18 protein-coding genes and 2 pseudogenes are annotated in these 23738 nt (G+C 52.8%); 9 read left to right on the forward strand and 11 right to left on the reverse strand.

The features are described from left to right. Window position 1: 1 nt before the first annotated feature. On the forward strand, window positions 2-589 hold the full coding sequence (locus ACM1PF_RS07405; protein WP_416673670.1) for an antibiotic biosynthesis monooxygenase: 588 nt from the start codon (window positions 2-4) through the stop codon (window positions 587-589). A gap of 24 nt (window positions 590-613) precedes the next feature. Here ACM1PF_RS07405 and ACM1PF_RS07410 read toward each other — a convergent pair whose 3' ends face one another. Next, complete coding sequence (locus ACM1PF_RS07410) at window positions 614-961, reverse strand: c-type cytochrome (protein WP_416673673.1); 348 nt, start codon at window positions 959-961, stop codon at window positions 614-616. A gap of 84 nt (window positions 962-1045) precedes the next feature. Beyond that, on the reverse strand, window positions 1046-2182 hold the full coding sequence (locus tag ACM1PF_RS07415; protein WP_416673676.1) for a cysteine peptidase family C39 domain-containing protein: 1137 nt from the start codon (window positions 2180-2182) through the stop codon (window positions 1046-1048). Between the two features lie 50 nt (window positions 2183-2232). On the opposite strand from ACM1PF_RS07415, the gene ACM1PF_RS07420 reads away from it, so the two are divergent. Both ACM1PF_RS07420 and ACM1PF_RS07425 read left to right on the forward strand, forming a co-directional pair. Then, the gene (locus ACM1PF_RS07420; RefSeq protein ID WP_416673679.1) at window positions 2233-2721 is read left to right on the forward strand and encodes an ABA4-like family protein; all 489 of its coding nucleotides are present in this window, start codon (window positions 2233-2235) and stop codon (window positions 2719-2721) included. Between the two features lie 336 nt (window positions 2722-3057). Then, window positions 3058-3591 (forward strand): hypothetical protein, encoded by a 534-nt coding sequence (locus tag ACM1PF_RS07425; protein WP_416673680.1) that lies wholly within the window; start codon window positions 3058-3060, stop codon window positions 3589-3591. Between the two features lie 172 nt (window positions 3592-3763). On the opposite strand, the gene ACM1PF_RS07430 is transcribed toward ACM1PF_RS07425, so the two are convergent. Beyond that, complete coding sequence (locus ACM1PF_RS07430; protein WP_416673682.1) at window positions 3764-4348, reverse strand: Uma2 family endonuclease; 585 nt, start codon at window positions 4346-4348, stop codon at window positions 3764-3766. A 153-nt stretch (window positions 4349-4501) separates the two neighbouring features. Between ACM1PF_RS07430 and ACM1PF_RS07435 the strand changes: the two genes are divergently transcribed. Then, window positions 4502-5080, forward strand: coding sequence for a Uma2 family endonuclease (locus ACM1PF_RS07435; protein ID WP_416673684.1), 579 nt, complete (start codon window positions 4502-4504; stop codon window positions 5078-5080). Between the two features lie 7 nt (window positions 5081-5087). Here the strand turns inward: ACM1PF_RS07435 and ACM1PF_RS07440 are convergent, their stop codons facing one another. The 3 genes and pseudogenes from ACM1PF_RS07440 to ACM1PF_RS07450 form a co-directional block, all read right to left on the reverse strand. After that, complete coding sequence (locus tag ACM1PF_RS07440; RefSeq protein WP_416673686.1) at window positions 5088-6482, reverse strand: sensor histidine kinase; 1395 nt, start codon at window positions 6480-6482, stop codon at window positions 5088-5090. 15 nt (window positions 6483-6497) lie between these two features. Then, window positions 6498-8158: pseudogene (locus ACM1PF_RS07445) on the reverse strand (FAD-dependent oxidoreductase). A 167-nt stretch (window positions 8159-8325) separates the two neighbouring features. After that, window positions 8326-9408, reverse strand: a complete 1083-nt coding sequence (locus tag ACM1PF_RS07450) for an aldo/keto reductase (RefSeq protein ID WP_416673689.1) — start codon at window positions 9406-9408, stop codon at window positions 8326-8328. A gap of 127 nt (window positions 9409-9535) precedes the next feature. Here ACM1PF_RS07450 and ACM1PF_RS07455 point away from each other — a divergent pair, with 127 nt between their 5' ends. The 3 genes and pseudogenes from ACM1PF_RS07455 (at window position 9536) to folB (ending at window position 12226) form a co-directional block, all read left to right on the forward strand. Further along, window positions 9536-9955, forward strand: coding sequence for a DUF29 domain-containing protein (locus ACM1PF_RS07455; protein ID WP_416673692.1), 420 nt, complete (start codon window positions 9536-9538; stop codon window positions 9953-9955). 442 nt (window positions 9956-10397) lie between these two features. After that, window positions 10398-11722: pseudogene (locus ACM1PF_RS07460) on the forward strand (glutamate-5-semialdehyde dehydrogenase). A 153-nt stretch (window positions 11723-11875) separates the two neighbouring features. Next, window positions 11876-12226: a dihydroneopterin aldolase gene (gene folB / locus ACM1PF_RS07465; RefSeq protein ID WP_416673694.1), complete on the forward strand. Its 351-nt coding sequence runs from the start codon at window positions 11876-11878 to the stop codon at window positions 12224-12226. 346 nt (window positions 12227-12572) lie between these two features. Here folB and ACM1PF_RS07470 read toward each other — a convergent pair whose 3' ends face one another. Next, window positions 12573-14939, reverse strand: a complete 2367-nt coding sequence (locus ACM1PF_RS07470) for a protein kinase domain-containing protein (protein WP_416673695.1) — start codon at window positions 14937-14939, stop codon at window positions 12573-12575. 461 nt (window positions 14940-15400) lie between these two features. Between ACM1PF_RS07470 and ACM1PF_RS07475 the strand changes: the two genes are divergently transcribed. Further along, window positions 15401-16213 carry an SAM hydrolase/SAM-dependent halogenase family protein gene (locus tag ACM1PF_RS07475; RefSeq protein ID WP_416673698.1) on the forward strand — a complete coding sequence of 271 codons (813 nt, stop codon included), beginning with the start codon at window positions 15401-15403 and terminating at the stop codon, window positions 16211-16213. Window positions 16214-16377: 164 nt separating this feature from the next. On the opposite strand, the gene ACM1PF_RS07480 is transcribed toward ACM1PF_RS07475, so the two are convergent. Then, window positions 16378-19191, reverse strand: coding sequence for a sensor histidine kinase (locus ACM1PF_RS07480; RefSeq protein WP_416673700.1), 2814 nt, complete (start codon window positions 19189-19191; stop codon window positions 16378-16380). A gap of 219 nt (window positions 19192-19410) precedes the next feature. On the opposite strand from ACM1PF_RS07480, the gene ACM1PF_RS07485 reads away from it, so the two are divergent. Further along, window positions 19411-19599: a hypothetical protein gene (locus ACM1PF_RS07485; protein WP_416673703.1), complete on the forward strand. Its 189-nt coding sequence runs from the start codon at window positions 19411-19413 to the stop codon at window positions 19597-19599. Window positions 19600-19843: 244 nt separating this feature from the next. Here the strand turns inward: ACM1PF_RS07485 and ACM1PF_RS07490 are convergent, their stop codons facing one another. The 3 genes from ACM1PF_RS07490 to ACM1PF_RS07500 are packed head-to-tail and all read right to left on the reverse strand — an operon-like array spanning window position 19844 to window position 23551. After that, a complete protein-coding gene (locus ACM1PF_RS07490) occupies window positions 19844-20392 on the reverse strand; it encodes a chemotaxis protein CheW (protein WP_416673705.1) in 549 nt (182 codons plus the stop codon). A 10-nt stretch (window positions 20393-20402) separates the two neighbouring features. Further along, window positions 20403-21119 (reverse strand): response regulator, encoded by a 717-nt coding sequence (locus ACM1PF_RS07495; protein WP_416673708.1) that lies wholly within the window; start codon window positions 21117-21119, stop codon window positions 20403-20405. Further along, window positions 21110-23551 carry an ATP-binding protein gene (locus ACM1PF_RS07500; protein ID WP_416673710.1) on the reverse strand — a complete coding sequence of 814 codons (2442 nt, stop codon included), beginning with the start codon at window positions 23549-23551 and terminating at the stop codon, window positions 21110-21112. Before ACM1PF_RS07500 ends, ACM1PF_RS07495 begins: the two co-directional genes overlap by 10 nt. Window positions 23552-23738: the final 187 nt, after the last annotated feature.

The raw sequence follows: 23738 nt of genomic DNA on the forward strand, positions 1-23738 counted from the left end.
TATGAAAGAGATTCAGCAGCAATCTGGCCCAGTAACGTTGGTCATTTCGGAAGTGGTTGAACCCAGCAAAATACCTGCCTATGAAGCCTGGGCAAAAGGCATTAACCGCGATGCCAGTCAGTTTGAAGGTTTTATGGGGGTTGAGGTGATTCGCCCCCGTGAGCATGATCATCCTGAGTACGTCGTGATTGTTAAGTTTAGAACCTATAGCGAATTGCGCAACTGGATGATGTCGCCCACCTATCGACACTGGATGAACCAATCCTATGGACTAATTTCTGCCCGTTCTGAGCAGCAGTTACCGAGTGGACTGGAGCTATGGATTACATTACCTAAATCCCGGCTGGAGGGGCGATCGCCTCTGCCTTCTCCGCCCTACTACAAAAAAGTAATATTGGGTGTGTTGGCCGTTTACCCGCTAATTTTGCTGGCGAATTGGCTGCTGGAACCACTGCTGACGGGACTACCACCCCTGTTGGCTTTGTTCATCTCAGTGATTTTTGTCTCAGGGTTGTTGACGTATCCAGTCATGCCCTGGCTCAGTAAGGCTCTGGGATTCTGGCTCTATCCAAAATCAAGACGAAGATAAGAAGATACATCTTACTGATATATCCTATTTCCAGCCCTGTTCTGCCCGATCCAGCACATAGGCCGCCACACTTTCAATCTCAGTGTCCGACAATCGATCGCCATAGGCAGACATAAGGCCCTTCCCGTTGGCCACCAGTTGAGAAATCGTTTCGATCGAATCGTACCCGTTGCGCTGAAGCGTTTTCAGCTTTAGATTCTTGCCCCGTCGGACAATATTTCCGCCATTCACATGACAACCCACGCAGTGAACCTCAAACACCTGCGCTCCCTGCTTTAAATCGGCTGCCACGGCTGGAGCACTCACCCACAGCAACACCCACCATAATCCAGATACCAATACCGTCAAGGCGATCGATCCGACTCGCTTCATTTTCCTTTCTCGTTGCTTTTTCACATCAGGAGACAAGATACCTGTGCTACAAATGGACCATACCTGGCAGGCAAGATGCCTGCGCTACGGATTCCCGATTTCCTCCTGACTCCACATTTCCAAGGTCGGGCCTTCTGACAAAAACGGCCCCATCAACAACAATGCTGTTTCAGGATTTAGCTCTCCGGTGGGTTTAACGTCCATGTCTTGCTGAAATTGCTGCAACGCAGACTTAAATTGACCGGAGATTCGATCGAAAGACTCGATCGCGGATTTCGGTAAATAGCCCAACCGATGTAAGTACTGAGCTGCTTCAACTGACGTTAAGAATACATCCATATGGGGGAAGATGGGCACGTATTCTTGCCGCCAGATTTGCTCGAACTGAGATTGGGGAACGGCAAAAATTTCGCCAAAGGCAGAATCGGCAATAATCACCGTATCCTCCGTCATTCCCAGCAGGGCGATCGCATGGGCATTTTTGCCCACATCGGAAAGGAGCCAACTGGCCAGCACACCCGGACGGTTAATTTGCCGCATCTGCTCCCAGGTGGGATGAAGTTCGATCGCATCCATACCAAACCCCTGAGCCGCCACAATCACCTGAGGCATAGAGGTTCCCAATCGACTTGTTCCAGCTAACCGCGCCACACTCGATTCCGTCGCCTCCTCAATGCCCCATTGCCGCAGCACATTTGCCAGGGCAGACGGAGCGCAACTGCTGTTTGAGGTTTGTCGATAAATTCCAGTTGATAACAGGTTGTCATGGAGCGAAGCGTGGATAGGAGCTAAAAAATAGGCTTCGGCCGCAGTAAACCCGCCCAACCCTAGAAGCCCTAACAGGAACACTGCAAACACTTGCATCCGCGCTGTATTCCAGGTGATGACGTAGGCTAACCCGCAGAACCCCAGCAGAATCACCCGCATCAATGTCCACGTCACCTGCATGCCATAGACGCGCCATTCGATCGGCAATCCCTGAAACTGCGGCACATACAACGCCAGTAACAGCACCGCAATGTACAGCCCCAAAAATGCCATAGACACTGCGGTCTTTCCCTTAAACAAATTATCTGCTGTTGCTCCCTTTCGCAGCAGAAAGCGACCGATTCGATTGCCCCATCGAAATGCCAAAATGCCTAACAGAACAGTGAAGGTTGCCTCAAGCCACATGGTCACGATCGCATCTCCGGTTAGACGGCTGGAAATTGCTCGATTCAAAAAGGAATGGCACAATGCAGAGGGAAACCCGCTAGCAACCGCACCGATTCATGAGCCTTAACCTATTGTTCAACATTGGAAATCTGTTTGTCCTCCCCTTTTGGATACTGATGATCTTTCTACCCAACTGGGGAATGACCCGGAAGGTGATGAACTCTTTGATACCCTTCGCAGCCCTGGCAGGACTGTATGTTTACCTATTCATCAACAGTGTTGACCCTGAAACGGCTGAAGCTTTTTCTAATCCGCAATTGGGTTTAGCAGATCTGGCTCGCCTGTTCAGCCAGGAAAAGGTGATGCTGACGGGATGGGTGCATTTTCTGGTCATGGATTTATTCGTCGGCCGCTGGATTTACTGGGAAGGGCAACGCACAGGCATCTGGACGGCCCACTCCCTCATTCTCTGTCTGTTTGCCGGGCCAATGGGTCTGCTATCGCACATTTTGACCCAGGGATTTGTGAAACTGTTTCGATCGGATGAAGCGGTAGGGGAGTCAGGGGTCAGGAGTCAGGAGCCAGGAGTCGGAAAAACCCCGTAGCGCAGGCATCTTGCCTGCCAATCAAACCAAAACCCTGCCAATCAAACCAGAACCCTGCCCATGAAACCAAAACCCTGCCAATCAAACCAGAACCGCGATCGCGCAGTCATGATCTTCCACGATCGAAACCCCCATTCGGAACGAAACTGTCTACAATGCAAAGCACAACGCATCGGGTATATCCCAATTTTGCATTTACATTACGAATATCTCACCGGCAGGCAAGATGCCTGCGCTACGGAAATCGCTTAATTTACATCAATGGGATGTCCCCACCGCATCAACTGGAACTAAGTTAAACAATCAATCCAAAATCCAAAATCTAAAACTGGAACCATGTCTGAAGCACTCACTATTCCCGAAGGAATTACCTTTCAGCAGGCGATCGAAGTGACCCAATCACTGATGCAATACATGGAGCAAGGAGACTTCACGGAAGCGGAGATCCAAAGCGCGATCGCCCAATTGGTCAGTAGCGAAAATGGAGCGAGGGGATTCTTTGTCACCTACCTGACGGACGATCGATCGTTTGTGGATCAGCCGTCTCCTGCCGTGGTGGCAGCCCTCCAGTCTTCTCCAGAGATTGTGTCAGAACTATTGGTGAAAAATTTAGCCATGTCTACAGGAATGGCCATCAGTCATCGACGCAACCAGAATGAAGCAATGGCCCAGGGTTCCGATCGCGTTAATCGCCGCACCGTGCAGCTGATCCAACTCACCCAACTTCCCGATGTCGCAGAGAAAGCGCAAAAACTCCACGAAAGTACGGTGACTGGACAGGGCGAATACCAACTATTTCTCGATCGATGGGGCTATGATGCGGAACAGCGGCAGGCAATTCAGAATGCGGTGAAAGGGGTGATCTCGTAGATCTGGCGACGACCTCCCAATGGAGTAGGTTTACTGACCCAAGGATCGTGGATCAAACAACCTGTAATCATTCTGCCTTGTTGACTGGGCGGGCAAGATGCCCACCCCACAAGAGGTTCAGGTTTTAGTGACTGGCTAGGCAAGATGCCCACCCCACAAGAATTTCAAGTTATTAAATTTGCATTCCCAAAGCAAAAAGTTGATTCACCGTTAGCTCCAGGGCTGGAACCACTGTAGAACGAATCGCTTCGTCTTCCCGCACAACGGTATCTTCGTACTGTCCCTCCACCCACTGGCAAACCGTCACCTGATGGGCTTCCGGGTCTACAATCCAGTATTCGGCAATGCCCCGTGCCGCATATTCAGTCCGTTTGTAGCGATAATCCCGAATCCGGTTTGCTTCCCCAGGACTCACAACTTCGATCGCCAGTGCCGGAGGAGGCATATCGCGGGTAATGGTGGCCCGGTTTGTTCCAACCAAAGCAGCGGCAGATTCTTCCGTATGCACCAGCAAATCTGGGATTCTGCATCGAGCGCGACGACCACTCACTTCAACTTCTGTATCCTTATGCGCTACTAAAGCTAAGGGAAAATACTTCAACAATTCAACCAATAGCCCTCTAGCAATAGCATTATTTTCTGGTGATTCGGGTGGCATGGCTACAAGTTCTCCATCCACCAGTTCATACCGGGTGTCTGTCCCATCGTCGTAGGCAAGGTATTCATCGAAGGTGAGTAGGGTTTTGGTGGAAGTCATGGTGCATTGGATAGACGAATGCCTGGATAGGCAAGGCGATCAAAGTTTCTTCTATTCTGTTACTCCTATTCTACAGAGAAGAGCCTTTTCACTTTCAAAAGGGAAGCTTTATGATAGAACCATCATGACTCCAGCCAGAGTAGGGCATTTGCAATGGCTCAACTGCTCAACAAAACTCCCGATCGCATCCTGACCCTTCCTGGCTCCTGGGAGAGTTTCAAGCTGATTCAGCAGGGCTTAAGAGAGTCACCTGGAGCGCGGTTAGCTTACTACGATGGCATGATTGAGATTCGGATGCCAGGAGAAACCCACGAATTTTTTGCCCACATCATTGGCTACTTAGTCACCACTTTTTTGCTGGAGCGAGGGATCGTCTTTGTGCCCACCCGGCAAAAGGATCAGGAGCGGGAGGGGGTGGCATCCGTTCAGGCAGATGAGTCTTATTGTTTGGGTGAATCAAAATCCATCCCTGATTTATCGATCGAAGTGGTTTTTACCAGTGGTGGCATTGGCAAGCTCGATCGCTATCAGGCTCTTGGCGTTCCTGAGGTCTGGTTTTGGGAAGACGGCACCTTCACGCTTTACCATCTACGGAAAACGGGGTATCAATGCATCGATCGCAGTGAGTTACCCGGACTGGAGGATCTGAAGATTGATGTTTTACAGCGGTGTATTTTGATGGCTGAAACAGACTTTTCGGGTGCGGTTAAAACATTTCGGCAAGCACTGTAACGGAACACTAAGGGGATAACGGCAGGCAAACGGTAAACCGTGTCTTTCCTGGCTGAGACTCCAGGGCGATCGTGCCATGATGCCGATTTTCGACAATCCGACGGGTGGTTTCTAATCCCAACCCTGATCCATGACCGACGGTTTTCGTAGTGAAAAATGGTTCGTAAATTCGAGACTGAATCTCTGGAGGAATTCCACTACCAGAGTCAATAATATCAACCTGAGCAAACTGGTTTGACTGTCGCGTGATGATCTTCAGCGTTCCCTTGCCATTCATAGCATCGATCGCATTGTCGATTAAATTTGTCCAAACTTGATTCAGCTCACTGCCGTAGGCCAGGAGTTTTGGCATTGTTTGATCATAATCGCGTTCGACTGTAATTCCTTGCTTCAGCTTGTTGGAAAACATCCGCAAAGTATCCTCAATCCCTTGATGTAAACTTACTTCTTGCCGAACACCTTGATCTAGATAGGAGTACGATTTCATCGCCTGTACCAGTTCAGAAATCCGTTCCGCGCCCCGTAGCCCGTGCTTGATCATCGACATCACCTCAAAGGACAGCGCCAACCAGTGGATGCCCATTTCCCGGAGTTCAGTCGGGTCATCACGCCATCGCGCCATCAGTTGCTCCAAACTTTCAATTTCAACTCCTGCTTCCGCCAGGGGAGTCGCTCGCTTCCACGCCTGCTCGACCCCGTAATCCTCCAGCCAGTCCAGCAGGGCTTCTTCCCGATCGCTCAGAGACACTGGATCCAGGCGATCGTTCAGAATCACCTCGTAACCTGCATCCCGCAGCTTCAGCCATTGCTGCGTATGGGCTTCATCCACCTGACGTTGCCCATAGACCAGGTTCATTCGCTGTAGTTCCAGCACTGCCGCTGGCAATTCCCGCAGTCCCCGTACCAGAGCCGCTGCCGGATTATTCAGTTCATGGGCCAATCCTGCCGCCAGGGTTCCCAAGGCCGCCATTTTTTCCCGTCCCCGAATGAAGGACTCCAGCCCTCGCGTTCGCTGGTGCAGGATGCGGAAGATGCCTCGCTCAAATGCCCGACATTCGTGCAGCAATTTCAGGAAATCTTCTTCATCCACCTGGTAAAGTTTGCAGGCAGTGATGGCCCGCATCGTCACGGGCACGAGTTCCCCCGTTAAGATTGGAATTTCCCCAAAGAAAGAGGGGGCGGTATGCTGGCCGATCGGCATCTCAATTCCTTCACTCCGCCGAGTAATGCCGACTTGACCCATGACTAAAATCAACAAACCTCGCGCTGGTTCTCCCTCCTGCACAACTACCTCATCCGGCTGGTGTTTAATAATTTGGGCCCGCTCGCAAACCCACTCCAACCGCTCCGGCGGCAGATAGCGAAAGGGATCGAGATTCAGCAAATCTTCAATACAAAGCATGACCGACTCCTCCCACTAGACCTTGGCCAGGTAACGATGAATGAACTGAACTGCGATCGATCCTTCCCCTACGCCAGAGGCAACGCGCTTCACCGAGCCGTGGCGCACATCACCTGCGGCAAAGATACCGGGAACGCTGGTTTCGAGCAAGAAGGGCGGCCGATCCAGAGCCCAGCCTCGTGGTAACTGTCCCTCTTGAAGCAAGTCTGCGCCCGTCAGAATGAACCCCTGGGCATCCCGCTCCACAATCCCCGCCAGCCAATCGGTTTTGGGACTGGCTCCAATGAAAATAAACAGCGATCGAGCCGGAACGGTTTCGGTTTCTCCGGTTTTGTCGGCGATCGTCAACGCCTCCAGATGATCCACGCCCTTCACCTCAGTCACACTGCACCCCGTACAAACCTGAATATTGGCAGTAGACGCGATCTGATCGATCAGGTATTGAGACATACTGGTGGCCAGCGAGTCTCCCCGCACCAGCATCACGACTCGACTGGCATATTTAGAAAAGTGCATGGCTGCCTGTCCGGCGGAATTGGCTCCTCCCACCAGATAAACCTCTTCTCCACTACAGGCGATCGCCTCGGTCATGGCTGCCCCATAGTAAACCCCCGCTCCAGTCAGTTGCTCCGCTCCAGGAACATTCAGCCGCCGATAGGAAACCCCCGTTGCCACCAGCAGGGCATGACAGCTAATTTCACTGCCATCCGTCAGTTGCAGCACCCGGTAGGGATCCTGTAGCCGGACAGACTGTACCTCTTGCGGAGTCAGGATTTCCACCCCAAAGCGTCGCGCTTGAGTCACTGCCCGCCGGGAGAGATCGCTGCCGCTGAGACCCACAGGAAACCCTAAATAGTTTTCAATCCGAGAGCTAGAACCCGCCTGCCCACCCGGTGCTTCCCGCTCCACTAAGACAGTGCTGAGTCCTTCCGATGCTCCGTAAACCGCCGCCGCCAACCCTGCGGCCCACCCCCGACGATCGCCAGATCATAGAAAGGACGCTCTGCCTGGGTCTGGAGTCCAATCTTTTCCGCAATCATTAGATTGGAGGGTTGAACCAATCGGGAGCCATCGGGAAAGAGTACCAGAGGTAATTGCTGCCTGCCGTTAGCTTCAGCGTATTCCACCAGTTTCGCTGCTTCCGATTCCAGTTCAATATCTAGCCACTGGTAGGGAATCTGGTTACGCGCCAAAAAGTCCTTTGCCTGATGAGATAGCGGCGACCAGCGATTTCCCACCACCCGAATCCCCTCGAAAGGCGGACGGAAACTCGCCAGCCAATCATCCAGCAAATCATCCAGAACCGGATAGAGCCGTTCTTCCGGCGGATCCCAGGGCTTCAGCAGGTAGTAGTCCAATCGGGCACTGTTAATGGATTGAATGGCCGCATCGGTATCGGCATAGGCCGTGAGCAATACCCGTTTGGCGATCGGAAAAATTTCCCTGGCTTGTTCAATGAATTCCACTCCCCCCATTTGGGGCATCCGCTGATCAACTAAAAACAGCGCAACTGTTTCGTTTCGCAATTTAAGCTGCTGAATCACCTCCAGGGCAGATAACCCCGAATCGGCTCGAACAATACGAAATCGATCGCCATACTGATGCCGCAAGTCTCGCGCCACGGCTTGTAATACTTCTGGATCATCATCGACGGTTAGAACAACGGGTTTGGCCATAGGAATCTTGCTGGGGGAGGTAAAGTTGGATGGTACTGACTCAACGCTGACTGGTTTGGTGGGCAGTGCCCACCCTAGGGGGGATCTAAACAAGGTTTATGATCTACTGAAATTAGTGAATGTTTATCTCATTCACTCATCCAGTGAATTTGGGTTCACTCCTAAAATCAACCCACCGGATAATAACCGATCGGCTTTGTCGTAACTGGCTTCTCACCATGAATCATAATTTGATGGGTGGACTCAAAGAAACTGTAGGGAAATTGAGTTTCTAGCTGGCTGGTAGCGTTGAGACGATCGAGTAATTCCGCCGGAATATCAAAATCCAGGGACTTGAGATTATCTTCCAACTGGGAAAGTTTGGTTGCGCCAATAATCACAGAACCAATCCCCGGTTGATTCGCTGTCCAATTCACCGCAACTTGCGCCATACTATGTCCCAATTCCTTCGCCACGGACTCTAACTCCGCAACAATCTTCCAGTTGCGATCGCTAAATTTTTGAAAGGCTGAATTTTGGCTATCTTTCATCATTTCCAGCCGCCCATCAGCATTGAGAACCCCTTCACTGGGGCGATACTTGCCGCTTAATAACCCACTGGCGAGCGGACTCCAGACCATAATACCCATCCCCAGTTCCAGTCCCAGCGGCACAAACTCGCGCTCAATGCTGCGTTCCACCAGGGAATACTCCAACTGGAGAGTGCTGATCGGTTCATAGCCCCGCCATTCCGCCAGGGTTTGACAGCGAGAAGCATACCAGGAGGGTGTATCACTTAATCCAACATGGCGCACTTTACCCGATCGCACCAGATCATCCAGGGTTCGCATCACTTCCTCGGCCGGGGTAATCCGATCCCAGGTATGAAGCAAGTACAGATCAATATAATCAGTTCCCAACCGCTTCAAGGATCCTTCCACCGCTCGCAGGATATTCTTCCGTCCGTTTCCTCCGGCATTCGGATTGCTGGGGTCGGCACTGTAGGAAAACTTGGTCGCCAGGACAATGCGATCGCGCAAGTTTCGTTCTGCAATGAATTGACCAATCCAGGTTTCGCTGGTTCCATTGGTGTAGAGATCGGCAGTGTCCACAAAATTCCCACCGGCATCCACATAGGTATTAAAAAGCTGGCGGGCCGTCTCTTCATCCGCTCCCCAACCCCATTCGGTTCCAAAGGTCATCGTACCGAGGCAAAGCCGACTCACTCTTAAACCAGAGCGTCCCAGTGTGTAGTAGCGATCGAGGGGCATGAACCATTACTCCTGGTTGAAGGGATTCTATTAAGGATAGAATGAGTAACTGAATTTGAGTTGTTTGGATCGCTACGCACTGAGAAAAAGTTCTCAAATAAGCAGTCATGACGATCTGGAGGGCGATTTGACCTACAACCGCGACTTTTACGCCTGGACGAAGGAGCAAGCTGGGTTGCTGAAGCAGCATCGAGCAGATGAGCTAGACTGGGAAAATTTGGCAGAGGAAATTGAAAGTTTGGGGAAACGAGAACGACAGGAGCTACGAAATCGACTGGCAATTTTACTGGGACATTTATTGAAATGGCAATACCAATCTGCAAATCGCAGCACCAGTTGGAAAGCCACCATCCGCGAACAGCGTTTACAACTGATTGAACTACTGCAAGACAATCCCAGCCTTAAACCCCATATTCCTGAAGCTCTGAATTTTTCCTACCCGCGAGGAGTCAATCTTGCCATCCAGCAGACAGGGCTAGAAACCTTTCCCGGTCAATGTCCTTACAGCATGGAACAAATATTAGATCAACAGTTTTTCCCAGAGTAATTACAGCAATTTCAGCAGGAACTGAAATCTACCCTCAGCCCATCTCGGGAGGAGATTGATTCAACAACCTGTATAGCAACTCTACTTTGCTGACTGGGCGGGCAAGACTTCGGATCTCGGCGTGAGCTCGGTCGAACGCTTGAGCCCTTCGGCGTGAGCTCAGTCGAACGCTCACTCGAGCCATCGAAACGCTGCCCACCCCACAAGAATTTCAGTTGATTTAATCTCCCTTCCTGAAGCTGGAACAACTCAACAACTATGATTAGATAAAGAATGGTTATTTAAAGGCGGAAGACAGAAGGCGGAATTAAAGCTTTTCCTGCTTCCTATTTCCTACTTCCTATTTCCTACTTTCCACTCAGTCCTCAGTCCTCAGTCCTCAGTCCTCAGTCCTCAGTCCTCAGTCCTCAGTCCTCAGTCCTCAGTCCTCAGTCCTACTCCCATGACAGCGCAATCCCTCTCCCTCCCCCTCTCTGAACTGGCTCAACAAACCCGCGCAGCCTCTCGTCACCTGGCGGTACTGTCCACAGCGGAACGAAATCAGGCGTTAGAATCGATCGCCTCGGCATTGGAAGCGGCCTCTGCAAAGATTCTGGCAGCGAACCAGGAAGATTGTGAAGTGGCGGAACGGGAAGGGTTGGCGAAGGCGCTGTATGGGCGGTTAAAGCTAGATGCCAGTAAGTTGCAGGCGGCGATCGTGGGGGTGCGCAATGTAGCGGAACTGCCCGATCCAGTGGGCGTGCGGCAAATTCATCGAGAACTGGATCAGGGTCTTATCCTTCAGCGGGTCACCTGTCCCCTGGGCGTGTTGGGGGTGATCTTTGAAGCGCGACCCGATGCGGTGATGCAGATTGCAGCGTTGGCAGTGAAGTCGGGGAATGGGGTGATTTTGAAGGGGGGAAAGGAAGCGGTACGATCCTGTGAAGCGTTGGTGCAAGCGATCCATCAAGGACTGGTGCAGGCGGGAATTGATCCGGCGGTGGTGCGGTTATTGACGACCCGCGAGGAAACCCTGGAACTGTTGCGCCTCGATCGATTTGTCGATCTGATCATTCCACGCGGCTCCAATTCATTCGTCCGGTTTGTGCAGGAAAATACGCGGATTCCTGTGTTGGGTCATGCGGATGGGATTTGTCATCTATATGTTGATCAAGCGGCAAACCTGGATCAGGCGTTGACCATTACCATTGATGCCAAGACGCAATATCCCTCGGCCTGTAACACGATCGAAACGCTGCTGGTTCACCGGGCGATCGCAGTTGATTTCCTGCCAAAAGTTGTAACAGCTCTGGGCGATCGATCGGTAGAAGTGCGAGCCGATGCCGCTTCCCTTCAGATTCTTGAGGGCACAGAAAATGCATCCCAGGTGAAGCCAGCCACAGAGTCCGATTGGGCTACGGAATACAGCGACCTGATCCTGGCAATTAAAATAGTCGATTCCCTGGAGGAAGCGATCGAGCATATCAACACCTACGGATCACGCCATACCGAGGCGATCGTCACGAAAGATGATCAGACCGCCAACACCTTTATCGCCCAGGTGGATGCAGCAGGGGTATTTCACAATTGCTCGACTCGCTTTGCCGATGGCTTCCGCTATGGGTTCGGGGCTGAGGTGGGGATTAGTACCCAAAAGATGCCCCCCAGAGGCCGGTGGGTCTGGAGGGATTGGTCACGTACAAGTATCATCTGGTGGGGCAGGGACAGATCGCGGCTACCTACACGGGGTCAGAGGCGAAGGCGTTTACCCATCGGGATTTGGATTAGTTGGGGTTAAGGAATCTGGTCGTTTTACGTTGTTGACTGGGCGGGCAAGATACCCACCCCACAAGAGTTTGGGTGGGTGGACTGGGTGAGTAAAATCCTACCCTGTAAGAGTTCTGGTATATTTGAATCCTTTTGCTGAGGGAGTATGGTGTAATGGACTCGATTCATGTGACGGGTATTCGGGCCTACGGTTATGTCGGGGTGTTGCCGGAGGAACAAACCCTGGGGCAGTGGTTTGAAGTGGATCTGACCCTGTGGCGCAGTTTGTCCGAAGCTGGGAAGAGCGATCGCCTGGAAGATACCTTTGACTATCGATCGAGCATTCAGGCGGTGAAAACCCTGGTGCAAACCGCTCGATTTAAATTAATTGAAATGTTGGCCGAGGAAATTGCCCAACAGATTTTAGCCCTGGGCGGTGTGGAGCAGGTACGGGTACGCATTACAAAACCCGCCCCACCCATTCCTGACTTTTCGGGCACAGTAGCTGTCGAAATTGTGCGATAGGGACTGCAAGTTAAAGCTCTTGTGGGGTGGGCATCCTGTCCACCCAGTTCACCAACCACAACTCTTGTGGGGTGGGCATCCTGCCCGCCCAGTCCACCAAGACAGAACCACCACATAGATGATTTCCTTCCCTCACTCCTGAGGCAGTGGAGTCTGTTCAGGAAAATCCTGGCGGAGGGGTACAGGTTCCGGAAGAAAGGAACTGGGTTCTGGTGCAGTGAAATCCAAATTACTCGGTGGTTCAGGTGAATATACCGGCGGCGGTGGCTCCTGAACAAAGGGATCAGCTTCGACGGGCGGCTCGTGGATATAGGGAACCGGGGGTTCCTGGACGTAAGGATCTGGCTCAACGAATCCTGATCCAGGTTGTGGGGGTGGACGGAAGATCGGCGCAGGCGGTTCCTGGACGATCGGCGCAGACGGGGGTTCCTGGACTACAGGATTGGCAGGGGGGAGGGGGTTCCTGGCCTACAGGATTGGCAGGGCTGGAAGGAGAGGAGTTGCCCACTGGAGTCGATCGGGGAGTCGATCGGGGAGAGGACGATGGCGCAGAGGAGGGGGTTGAACCAGAATCCGTTGCAGGCGGATCGGTTGCAGGCGAATCCGCAGGCTGGGCAGGTGTATCACTGGCTAACTGGAATGCCCCTTCCTGAACCCGGCGCATCTGGTACCGAGCATCGGCAACGCGATCCTGACGACGTTGTTGGGCATAGAGATCAGCCGCTTTTTGCAAATCAGCAATGGCTTCTGCATCGTTCCCCAGTTCAGCCTGGCGGATTCCTCGACCATAATAGGCAGCCGCAAAATCCGGATTAATTTCGATCGCCTCAGTGTAGGCTTGAATCGCGCCCGGTCGATCGCCCTGGATCGCCAGCACATCTCCCAAATTGTGACGGGCCACTGCATCTTTAGCATCCCGCTGCATCGCCTGACGGTAATCGTCTACGGCAGCTTGATAATTCCCCAACCGCACCCAAACCACCCCCCGATTGTTATAAGCATGGGAATCATTGGGATTAATTTGTAAGGCTCTGGTGCAGGCTTCGATCGCTTCTTCGTGTCGTCCGGCGTTGCTCAGGTGATTACATAAGCTGGCAAAGGCGGCGTAAAAGTTGGGATTAATCTCCGTCGCTTGCTGACAGTTTTCGATCGCCTGTTCTGCCTCGCTGAGTTGACCGTGAGCCTGACAGCGGGTGACATAGGCATTGGCGTACTCCGAATCCAGATCGATCGCCTGAGTTGCATCATCGATCGCCCCCCGGTAGTCCCCTAATCGGAAGCGGCCAGCACTCCGGAAGTAGTAGGCATCGGCATCACTGGAGTCTAACTGAATCAGACGGGAACTGAGTTGCACCGACTGGGTATAAAACTCATTGGCTTTGACCTGATCCCGTTCGCCTGCGTAAATGTTGCCCCAGTTCAGGTGTCCGATCGCATTATTGGGATCAAGATCCAGGGCTTGCTGACAGTCAGACCTGGCTCCCTCATCATCCTTCAAGGTCAAACGACTGCCACAGCGACGGGCATAGGCATCGGCATAGTTCGGGAAAATTTGAATTGCTCGATCGAAGTTGGCTAATGCCCCTCGAATGTCACCATATCTGGCTCGATCGCGTCCCTGGTTATAAAACACCTCGGCAATGAGGGGGCGTTGACTGTAGAGGATTCCCCCCAGGGTCAGGACGGCAGTTAAACCTGCAACCATCCAGCGTTTGCGGCGGGTGGAGGGGGTGGGAGTGATGGGTTGGGTAGGAGCGATGGGTTGGGTGGGTGAGATGGGGTGAGTGGGTGAGGCAGAGGGGCGTTGGAAGGCAGGTGGTTGAGTGGGAGCCAGGGTAGAGGCGATCGGTTGAGTTGGAGGAATTCTGCCCAGGACTCCATCCATTCCGAGATTCACTAAATCGGACAGGACTTGATTGGCCGATTGATAGCGTTGCCGACAGTCCGCCAGCACCATTTTGTCCAGAATATCTGCCAGAGCAGGGGAAACGGGTTGTCGATCGCGCCAAACGAGTTCACCAGGAGGAGTGCTGCTGGGATCTTTCAAACTAGAAACAGCTTCGGGGGCGAGTCCCAACAAAGCTTGAATCGCAGTCACTCCCAGCGCGTAGATATCACTATTGAATTGCGGCTGCCCATTAAACTGCTCATAGGACATATAGCCCGGTGTACCAATGGCGATCGTCGGTGCATTTTGCCCCTGGGCAATTTGGGTTTCCAGTTCCTTGACGGCTCCAAAGTCAATCAGGACAATCTTGCCATCAGTATCGCGCCGCATCAGGTTTCCTGGCTTCAAGTCCCGGTGGATCACCCCCTGGCTATGGACAAAGGCCAAAACCGTCAGTACTTCTGTCAAAAATTGGCTGACCCGCGCTTCCGACCAGGATTTGCCTGCCCCAATTTCGTGGGCCAGAGATTGTCCAGGGATGAATTGCTCGACTAAATAAAATTCTTGCCCCTCTTCCAGATCGGCTAATAGCGTTGGAATCTGGTCATGGTGGCCTAATTTCTCTAAGATTTCCGCCTCTTTCTTAAAAAGACGACGGGCGTGTTGTAAAGCCTGCGGGTTGTTGCTGAAGTAATGCAGTTGCTTAATTACGCAGTCAGGATGCCCTGGCCGTTTTGTGTCTTTCGCCAGAAAAGTTTGCCCAAATGCACCTTTGCCCAGCACTTGAACAATTTCGTACCGCCTGTCGATCAGCACACCAATCATGGCACACCCTACCCTCTTGAAACTCCATCCCTGCAGAACGCGATCGCCGCTCTGCTCACAACAACTCTGTTAGTAACTTCGCTGTTTCAGAGGGGAATTCCGGATGAAGGGAGTGAGGAGTGGGGAGTGAGGAGTGAGGAGTGAGGAGTGGGGTGTAGTGCAGGTATCTTGCCTGCCGGGAAATAAAGCGATCGTCAGTGGGTCGCAAACCCTGTTTAGATCCCCCCTAGCCCCCCTTAAAAAAGGGGGAACCGTTCGCGGAGCGTGTGCGCAGCACAGACCAAAAAAGGTTTGAAGTCCCCCTTTTTAAGGGGGATTTAGGGGGATCGAACGCAGGTGTTGCCGTGAATGCAATCCATTTTCGATCTACTGATCGTGTTAAGAATGATGATGAGACGATCCTGGTAGACTTAAACCGCTTGCAGGCGATCGTCGAAACGCGACTGTGTTCAGAATTTGTTATGACCAGTTACCCGATCCTGACCCTACTGAGTGATTTTGGCTGGAACGATGTCTATGTTGGTGTGATGAAGGGAGTCATTGCCCAAATCAATCCCCAGATTACGATCGTCGATCTAACCCACGAAATCCCGCCCCAGAACATCACAGCGGCTCAGTTTAACCTGCTCAATGCCTATTCCTACTTTCCGGAGGGTACAGTTCATGTCGCTGTAGTTGATCCAGGGGTGGGTGGCATGCGGCGAGCGATCGCCCTGCAACTGGCAACAGGGATCTTAATCGGCCCAGACAATGGCATCTTTACCGGATTTTTACAGCAACCGATTCTGCACGTAGTTGAACTGAATTCCCCCCAATACTGGCGCGTCCCCAACCCCAGCAACACCTTTCACGGTCGAGATATTTTTGCCCCCGTGGCCGCCCACATTGCCAGTGGCGTTCCCTTCACCCAGATCGGCAACCCGATCGACCCTGCCACCCTGCTCCAACAACCCATTCCCCCCTGCACTGCAACCCCTACCGGATTCACTGGAACGATTCAACATATCGATCGCTTCGGCAACAGCATCACCACCATTCCAGGAGAATTCGTGCAGGGAAAAGCCTGGTCAGTCCAGATCAGCAAGCGCTCCATTCCCGGACAATCAATTCCCGGACACAAAACCTACAGCGACGTTCCCCCCGGTACTCCCCTCGCCCTGATCGGCAGCCACGGCTGGATCGAGATTGCCATCAACAGCGGCGATGCCGGACATCAACTACGGCTAGACTGGAACGATCGAATAGAGGTAAGAGTTGAGGAAAATAGGAAGTAGAAAGTAGAAACCAGGAAAAAACCGCAGCGCAGGCATCCTGCCTGCAAACGATCGCCCCCTCACTCCTCACCCCCTCACTCCCCACCCCTTCACTCCCCACTCCCCACTCCTCACTCCTCACTCCTCACTCCTCACTCCTCACTCCTCACTCCTCACTCCTCACTCTACAAAAAGCTACTGACCTCACTATCCTGCCTCCCCGAAGGCAACAGCCCAGAAGCGATCGGAATAATCAAGCGGCTCAGGATTCTACCATCCTCCAGCTTGTATAGATTGAATTCACCACCCAGCTTTTGCATCAAGGTCTGGCAGATGGCGAGATGTCGTCCGGGGGGTTGATCCAGGGTAGAAGGAGCCAGGAGATCGCCCGATCGCCCAATTTGTAATTCATCGACAAGCCGCTGTTCGATCGCCCCACCGTCTGTCACCGATAGTTCTAACCAGCGAGTATCCATTTGGCGACACCAGATATCGATCCGACCGCCGGAGGGAGAACGATGGCAGGCTGCAATTAAAATTTCGTTCAGGACAAATTCGATCTTGGCAACGTCGCCCCCAATGCTGAGATTGGCTTCGCTATGAACCTGTGACCAGAGCTGTCGCTGTTTGATCAACGCATCGACTCGCTCCAGCGATCGCTTCAGCAGGCTAGCCAGGGGAATGGTTTCGTAGTCGCTATGAAATTTCCACTGCTCATGTTTCAGAACAGATGTGATGTTAGTGAGGGTGCTGCCCAAATGGCGCAGAATTTGCTGAAATCGCATACTTGCCAGAGCCTCTTTCTGGTGGCTCAATTCATTCAATCGGCGAACTCCCACCCCCAGAACCCGGTAGAGTTCCTCCAATCGGCGTTGCTTGTACCAATTCAGTTGCTCCAACGCTTCCCGCTGTTCCATCAGGGATTCCGTTAATACCAGATACCGCCGACACCAGGCCAGTTGGCTGGATAGGATGCCAAAGGCACTGAGTTGATTTTCTGTCCAGGTGCGATCGCCCGTATCCCCAATCAGGACAATTCCGGTTGGTTCATGTTCCGGGGCGGTGCGGAGGGTCATAACCATCACCTGCCCAATTTCAGCACCATTCAACCACTGGCGCGTTTCGGGTGCGAGATCTTCCACCTTAACTGTCAGCAATCCATCGGTCTGAAGGGCCCACTGAATCAGCAGATCGGTATAGATCGGAATCGGGCTTTCCGTCAGGACTCCAAAGGGTAATTTGCTGATGATTGGAGCAACCACTTTACCCATCGTGCGTCCGGGTTGCCAGATGATCAGGGTAGCCAGGGGAACCTGCAACAGTTGGGCGATTTGCTGCATGGCGGCGCGTTCCAGACTGTCAAGTTGATGCATTTGCTGCATACTGGTCAGCCCCCACTGCACCGACTGGTAGGTTTTATGGAGTTGATCCATTTGCCGCTGGAGGTTGAGTTGATGGAGCAGTAAGCCTACCTGTTGGCTCACCACTTTCAGCAACTCCCGCTCTACCCGGTTCCAACTCCGCGCCGCCTCATTCCCCACAATCACGATCCCTTCCAGCGGCTGACCGATCGCCGTACTACACACCATCACCGATCGCACCTCCAGATCCAGAAAAGCCTGCCGCCAGGCCATCAGCTTCAGGTCATCCTCTAGATTTTCAATCCCGATCGCCTCGGTGCTGCGCTCCAGCATTTGCCAGTCCACTGGGTTCAAATGATCCAGGGGCGACACCAGGGGACGACGGCTGTTGGGCTGCATTTGATAGGAAATTTCAAAATTTTTCAGATCGGGGTCATGCATCAAAACCAGAAACCGACTGACCTGAAGCCGTCTACAAACCTGCTCTGCACAGCGTTTCATTGCCGTTTGCCAGTCCGCTTCGCTGTAGAGGGCGTGGGAGACTTCTGCCGTCAGAGCCTGATCTAGCTTCACCTGCTGAATGGATTCTTCCATTTCCTCCAGGGGGGCAGTTAACGCAATCAGTTGGGCGGCTCCCCGGACGTAGTTTTTCTCCTCTTCCGACCAGATGCGGGCTTCGGTTCCTTCTACCGCCAAAAAACCCCGCAATTCTCCTTGAAACAAAATCGGCGCAGCAATCAGCGATCGGGCTTGAATTTGCTGCATCAATCGTCCTGTGACATCGGTTTTCAAAGAACTCAGGGCTTCCCCGATTGACACTACCTGATCACCCGTCAGGGCTTGATAAAAGCCAATCACCTCCTGAACAGGAATCCCCACATCCGGTGGATTATCCGTCGCGTTGACAGACTTATCCCGGTTGCCCAACCGTCGCCAGAAGTAACGGCGTTGGGGTTCATACCAGTAGACATTAGTGCGCGCAGGGGCAATAAATTGATGGGTTTCATCAATAATGGCTTCCAGACGTTTCTTCAGAGAAGGGAGCGATCGCAGCTTGGACAACAGATTTAAAAGCGGTTCATCTGGACGTTTAGCCTGCTGCCGCTGCTGCTCCATCTCCAGTTGGTAGAACGCCTCCGCCAGTCCCCCAAAAATCAGAGACAAACGCACCTTCTCATCCGCATGGGGGGAGGTTCCCCACAGAGCTGACCCCAACAGAATCACACCAAAACACCGATCCTTATGGCGCAGAGGAAAGATCATCGTGCCCTGAATGTTGAACCGTTGGGCTGCTTTCCGCCATTCCCCTGCCCTTGGCTCTTCTCGTAGATCTGGAACTCCGATCGGTCGCTGTTGAATCACCACCTGCTCCAGCAGATCGCCCGGATTCAAGCTGATCCGCTGCCGCAAAAAGGAATGATCTCCCATCGGCGTGATCCCCCCCTTGCCCAACAGTTGATGCTCGACCCGTTCGTACAGTCCCAGCCACAGCAAGGCATAGTGAAATTCCGTCTGAAGATACTCCAGCGTCAGCTTCACCAGGCCATCAACCGTTTCCTCTTCCCGCAAAGCTTGAAGAGTGCGTCCGAGGGCAACTAATTGTCGTTCATGGCTCGATGGCTCCTTTTGCAAACCCATGCCTATCTAAACTCCTGCATCACACAGGCTGCCTGTGGACGATCTTCAGTGGACAAGTTGATCTCATTCCGAGGATTGAGTTCTAGTGAGCAAAGTTGGACTCAGAACATTAAAGAAATTAATCAGATAGAGATTATTTCATATACTCTCAAGATTTTGGGCGATCGAGGGGGTTTCCTGGGATATTTCCGCAGATCACCCACAAAGACTAGATTTAGAATGCCCTCAAAATGGGGTAGCCCTATCTTTGTGGTTTGCGAAACTCTACGGCAGCTTCGGGAGCAACCGTTGTTGGGGCAGAGCAGGCGAATTTTGTTCCGGGGCGCAACGGAAAATGGCCGGGGCATTCCTGACCCGACTCATCAATACCGGCTTTGCCTTTGGGTGATGGCTAGGATCATGAATTAAATCACCTGTCAATCGTCCTATCTGTTTGACTGGGCGGGCAAGATGCCCACCCCACAAGAATTTCAGGTTATTCAATTTGGATTCCTAGTTTACTGACAGGCAAGACTTCGGCTTAAACGCTCAGAGTTCGGCGAGGCTCACTCGAGCCGTCGAAACGCTGCCTGCGCTACGGAAACGGAAATTGCTCAATTTGCATCCATGGGATGCTCCCATCTTCCAGGCTCGCCCACGTCCAATCCGTACGTCAGATTCCCCCGTTTTCCCTGGGGGATGCGGGTTGAAGGGCAAGGGGTGCATCCAGGGCGATCGCGCGCACCAGGAATTGGGGATCTAGCAAAAATACGAGGGCAGTCGATCGGGATGGGGAAGGAGAATGGGGGGATTCGGCTGAATGAATCACTGCATGGCTGAGCCGTTCAATGGCATGGGACGGATGATGGGATTGGGGTAAGCGTTGGATCTGAGTTGCGGTGCACTCCACGACATCGGGGGGGTGATCCAGGGGTATGCCATACAGTTCTCCGTGGGGGCTCGCCAACAGTAGCAAAAATGAGGGCGGTTCTAAAGCTGGAGGTTTGGCAGGGTCAGTGGAATGCCCCACGCTGATCAATTGATGCAGATTCAGCACTTTTACGACATGGCGACCGAGGTGAATCAGACCGATGGACTGGAGTGGGTTGTCGGCTGGATTGGGATAGTTAACCACCCGGAGCACCTGATCGAGCGGCAGGGCAAAGCGATAGGTGGCGATCGAAAACACGATGAGTTTGATCGGGTTGGCATCGTTTGGCATAGGGGTGATCTCAGGGTGTGTCCAATACTCTCCGTTCCAGCAGATCCGCGACAAGGGACAACAGCTTGTATTCAATGTAGGGCTTTGTCATGTAGGCCGTGGCCCCCAACTGAGCCGCCAGGGAGCGGTGTTTTTCATCGCTGCGAGAACTCAAAATCAAAATGGGAATGTTGGCCAGTTCGGGCATTTGCTGCGATCGCCTCAAAAACTCAAACCCATTCATTCCCGGCATTTCAATATCACAAATCACTAGCTGGATATGGGGTTGCTGCTGGAGTTGTTCGATCGCCTCCTGCCCGTTGGTGGCCTGCAAGACTTGATATCCAAACTTTTCCAGGGTCAGCGCCAGGGCTTGTCGGGTGGTAATCGAATCTTCGGTGATCAGAATGAGCGGTTGCGATCGAGCGTTGTGCTGGGGCGGAAACGGGGGCGATGGGGGAGCAAATTCCCGTTGGGCAGGTCGGGGTATCTCGGAGGGTGGAGGGGGAGTTCGATCGCCAGAAGCGAGAAGTCGGTGGGATGAATGCCCCCAGCCCTCAGCAGTTTTGGGGGTAGCGGGTTGGGTCAGAACCGTTTGCAGTAACCGGGTGCCATCCAGCACGAGGGCCAGTGATCCATCGGCGAGGATGCTGGCCCCATGTACGCAGTCAGGCGAGGCAATCAAGTTACTTAACGGACGAATCACTAATTCCTGCTCTCCAATTAACCGATCGACCTCTAAGCCCAATAAAGTTTCGTGGTCTCGCAGCAGCAGAATCGGTTTAACGGGGTCTTTGGCAGGGGGAGGGGGGAGAGGTCCAGGGGTGAATGGTAGTTCAGGGCAGCGGTGAGGGAGTGAACGGGAACCAGTTGGAACCGATCGCCCTTTCGCCATTGCAACACCTTACAGTGATTGCGCTCCTGAATTTGCTGAGGCAGGGGAATTAGAATTTGCTCGATCGCATCATCTAAAAAGGCATAGATTCTGGAGTTGGCTTCACAAACCAGTAGGGGGGCGATCGTCAAATTAATGGGAATTTGGAGGGTGAAGCTAGTACCCTGGTGCGGGTTTGAGTGAACGGTGACAGAACCTTGCAGGGCGTTGATTTGATTGCGGACGACATCTAAACCAATGCCACGTCCAGAGAGATCACTAACCTGCCTGGCGGTAGAAAAGCCCGTTTCAAACAGTAGCTCGGTCAGGTCGTTGGGCGACATCTGAATGGCTTGTTCCAGCGAAACCCGTTGGTGTTCCACGGCACGTTGCCGAATCTGGTCAAAATCCAGCCCCCTGCCATCATCCCGCACTTCAATAACTAAGTATTTGCCTTGATTATGGGCAGAAATGACAATCTGTCCCCGATCGGGTTTACCGAACTGTTGCCGCAGGGCGGGGGGTTCAATCCCGTGATCAAAGGCATTACGCACCAGATGCAGGAGGGGATCATACAACCGCTCGGCGATCGCCTTGTCTACTAAAACCTCTGTACCTTGCAAACTCAGCGTAATCTGCTTATTGTGCAAGGTTTCAAGCTGTTGTAGGACATGGGGAAAGCGATTAAAAATTGTCCCCATCGGCAGCATTCGCGCTTCAATCAAGGCATTGCGGGTGGTGGTGAGCAGTTGCCGCTGTTTTTCCAGAGTTTGATTTGCCTGCCGCGCAAAGAGATCAACCGCTTCGACGGTTTCGGTAATCTGCACCATATCATCCAGGAGCGACTGGGTCAGTTGGGTGGTTTGCTCCAGTTGCAGGGAATCCAACTGCTGCTTCATTTCAGGAGCGGGGGTTTGAAGTTTGGTGCGACGAGTGCCCCGCCCCGGTTTCGGAGTCCGTTTTCCCGGTTCTGATGATTGAGTTGATAGTTGGGCTGAGATCCTGGACTGGCGATCGGAGAGGATTTGTAATCGGTTGAGAATTTGCTGATGGTGCTTCAAACGTGAGAGCAGCGATCGGACGGAGGATTGCAGTTGCTCAACTTGCAGAGATTGGTAGTTTTGATTCGTCAGCAGTTCGCCGATCGAATAATTGAGGTGATCCAAATCCTTCACATCCACCCGCACGACCGGAGGGGGAGAATCGCTGACTTTGGTGGTGATGGGCGTTGGTGTACCCAGGGGAGACGGCAGGGAGGGAGGAGGCAGGTGGGGAACGTACCCATCGACGGGGATGGGGGATGGAACGATCGAAACTGGATTTTCTGGGGATTTTTCTAAATCTGTCTTTTCTAAATCTGTCTTTTCTAAATTTGTCTTCTCTAAATCCGTCTTTTCTAAATCTGCCTCTTCTAAGTCCACCACCTTTCCCCAAATGCTTTCTAAAAGGGGATGGTTTGAGTCTGAATCTGTCCGATCTGCGCCCACTTTGGAATCTGTGGGAGATCCAGGAAGCTGTTCCGCCAGGTTTGCCCACCGTTGCAAAGTTTCGGAAGGTTGTCCCCCCTGAGTTCGATCGCCTGCCAACACTGCGGCCTGCCCCTGCTGGAAATCCGCGATTGCCTGTTGCGCAATCTCCATCACCTGATCTGGATGATGGTTCAACGCTGCGATCGTTGCCTGGGCAATTGCCCCGAATCCAGGGAGTCTGAGCGACTCACCAATGCCTAAAAAAACTTCAGCCTGAGTTCGTAGCAGGGCCCCAACCTCCTCTGCCTCCGATTGCTCCAAACTCGTAGACAACTGTTGCAGCCGTTGCGCCACCCCCACCTCAAAAATCGACTGAACAATGTCGAAGCCCAGTTCCTCTGAGGAAGGGAAAGCAGCCTGTTGATCAAAACAATCGCCCAGTTTTTCCTGTAATTGGGCAAAAATTGTGGCCGTGCGATCGAGAATTTCCGCCTGATCGATCGTGCCCCCCGTCAGTTCAGCAGTCAGCGGCAGCCGCAAACACTCAAACCCCTCAAACAACAGTGCTTCCACCTCTGGATCAATCACCGCCTCTGGATTGCAAAGCGACTTAAAAATATCCTCCAGGGAATGGGCGACGGTAGCGATCGTTTCCAGTCCCACACTATTGGCGGCTCCCTTCAGGGTATGGGTCGCCCGCAGTAGATGATGCACCTGGTTGATACTGCGATCGGTCTTGAAGTGCCGCAGTCCTTGTTCCAGAGCTTGCAATAATTCAGGGGCTTCCTGGAGAAAGTATTGATACGCACGTTGGCGGATGGAGGGGTCGGTGGTCATGGGAAACGGGGTGCAGAAGTGAGGAGTGAGGAGTGAGGAGTGGGGAGTGGGTAGGGGCGAATCGCGATTCGCCCGTACAAGGAGTCAGGAGTGGGGAAGAAGATTAGGAATCGCCTACCTCTTGTGGGGTGGGCATCTTGCCCGCCCAGTGAGCCAACGTAGAATGGGCAGTACCACCGCAAGCCAG

The sequence above is a fragment of the Egbenema bharatensis FJBBOT/2019 genome (assembly GCF_048077055.1).
Lineage (GTDB): Bacteria > Cyanobacteriota > Cyanobacteriia > Elainellales > Elainellaceae > Egbenema > Egbenema bharatensis.

Coding starts and splice junctions, on each gene's coding strand:
- ACM1PF_RS07405 (WP_416673670.1), top strand. CDS start 2: ATGAAAGAGATTCAGCAGCAATCTGGCCCAGTAACGTTGGTCATTTCG.
- ACM1PF_RS07410 (WP_416673673.1), bottom strand. CDS start 961: ATGAAGCGAGTCGGATCGATCGCCTTGACGGTATTGGTATCTGGATTA.
- ACM1PF_RS07420 (WP_416673679.1), top strand. CDS start 2,233: ATGAGCCTTAACCTATTGTTCAACATTGGAAATCTGTTTGTCCTCCCC.
- ACM1PF_RS07425 (WP_416673680.1), top strand. CDS start 3,058: ATGTCTGAAGCACTCACTATTCCCGAAGGAATTACCTTTCAGCAGGCG.
- ACM1PF_RS07430 (WP_416673682.1), bottom strand. CDS start 4,348: ATGACTTCCACCAAAACCCTACTCACCTTCGATGAATACCTTGCCTAC.
- ACM1PF_RS07435 (WP_416673684.1), top strand. CDS start 4,502: ATGGCTCAACTGCTCAACAAAACTCCCGATCGCATCCTGACCCTTCCT.
- ACM1PF_RS07440 (WP_416673686.1), bottom strand. CDS start 6,482: ATGCTTTGTATTGAAGATTTGCTGAATCTCGATCCCTTTCGCTATCTG.
- ACM1PF_RS07450 (WP_416673689.1), bottom strand. CDS start 9,408: ATGCCCCTCGATCGCTACTACACACTGGGACGCTCTGGTTTAAGAGTG.
- folB (WP_416673694.1), top strand. CDS start 11,876: ATGGACTCGATTCATGTGACGGGTATTCGGGCCTACGGTTATGTCGGG.
- ACM1PF_RS07470 (WP_416673695.1), bottom strand. CDS start 14,939: ATGATTGGTGTGCTGATCGACAGGCGGTACGAAATTGTTCAAGTGCTG.
- ACM1PF_RS07475 (WP_416673698.1), top strand. CDS start 15,401: ATGACCAGTTACCCGATCCTGACCCTACTGAGTGATTTTGGCTGGAAC.
- ACM1PF_RS07480 (WP_416673700.1), bottom strand. CDS start 19,191: ATGGGTTTGCAAAAGGAGCCATCGAGCCATGAACGACAATTAGTTGCC.
- ACM1PF_RS07485 (WP_416673703.1), top strand. CDS start 19,411: ATGCCCTCAAAATGGGGTAGCCCTATCTTTGTGGTTTGCGAAACTCTA.
- ACM1PF_RS07490 (WP_416673705.1), bottom strand. CDS start 20,392: ATGCCAAACGATGCCAACCCGATCAAACTCATCGTGTTTTCGATCGCC.
- ACM1PF_RS07500 (WP_416673710.1), bottom strand. CDS start 23,551: ATGACCACCGACCCCTCCATCCGCCAACGTGCGTATCAATACTTTCTC.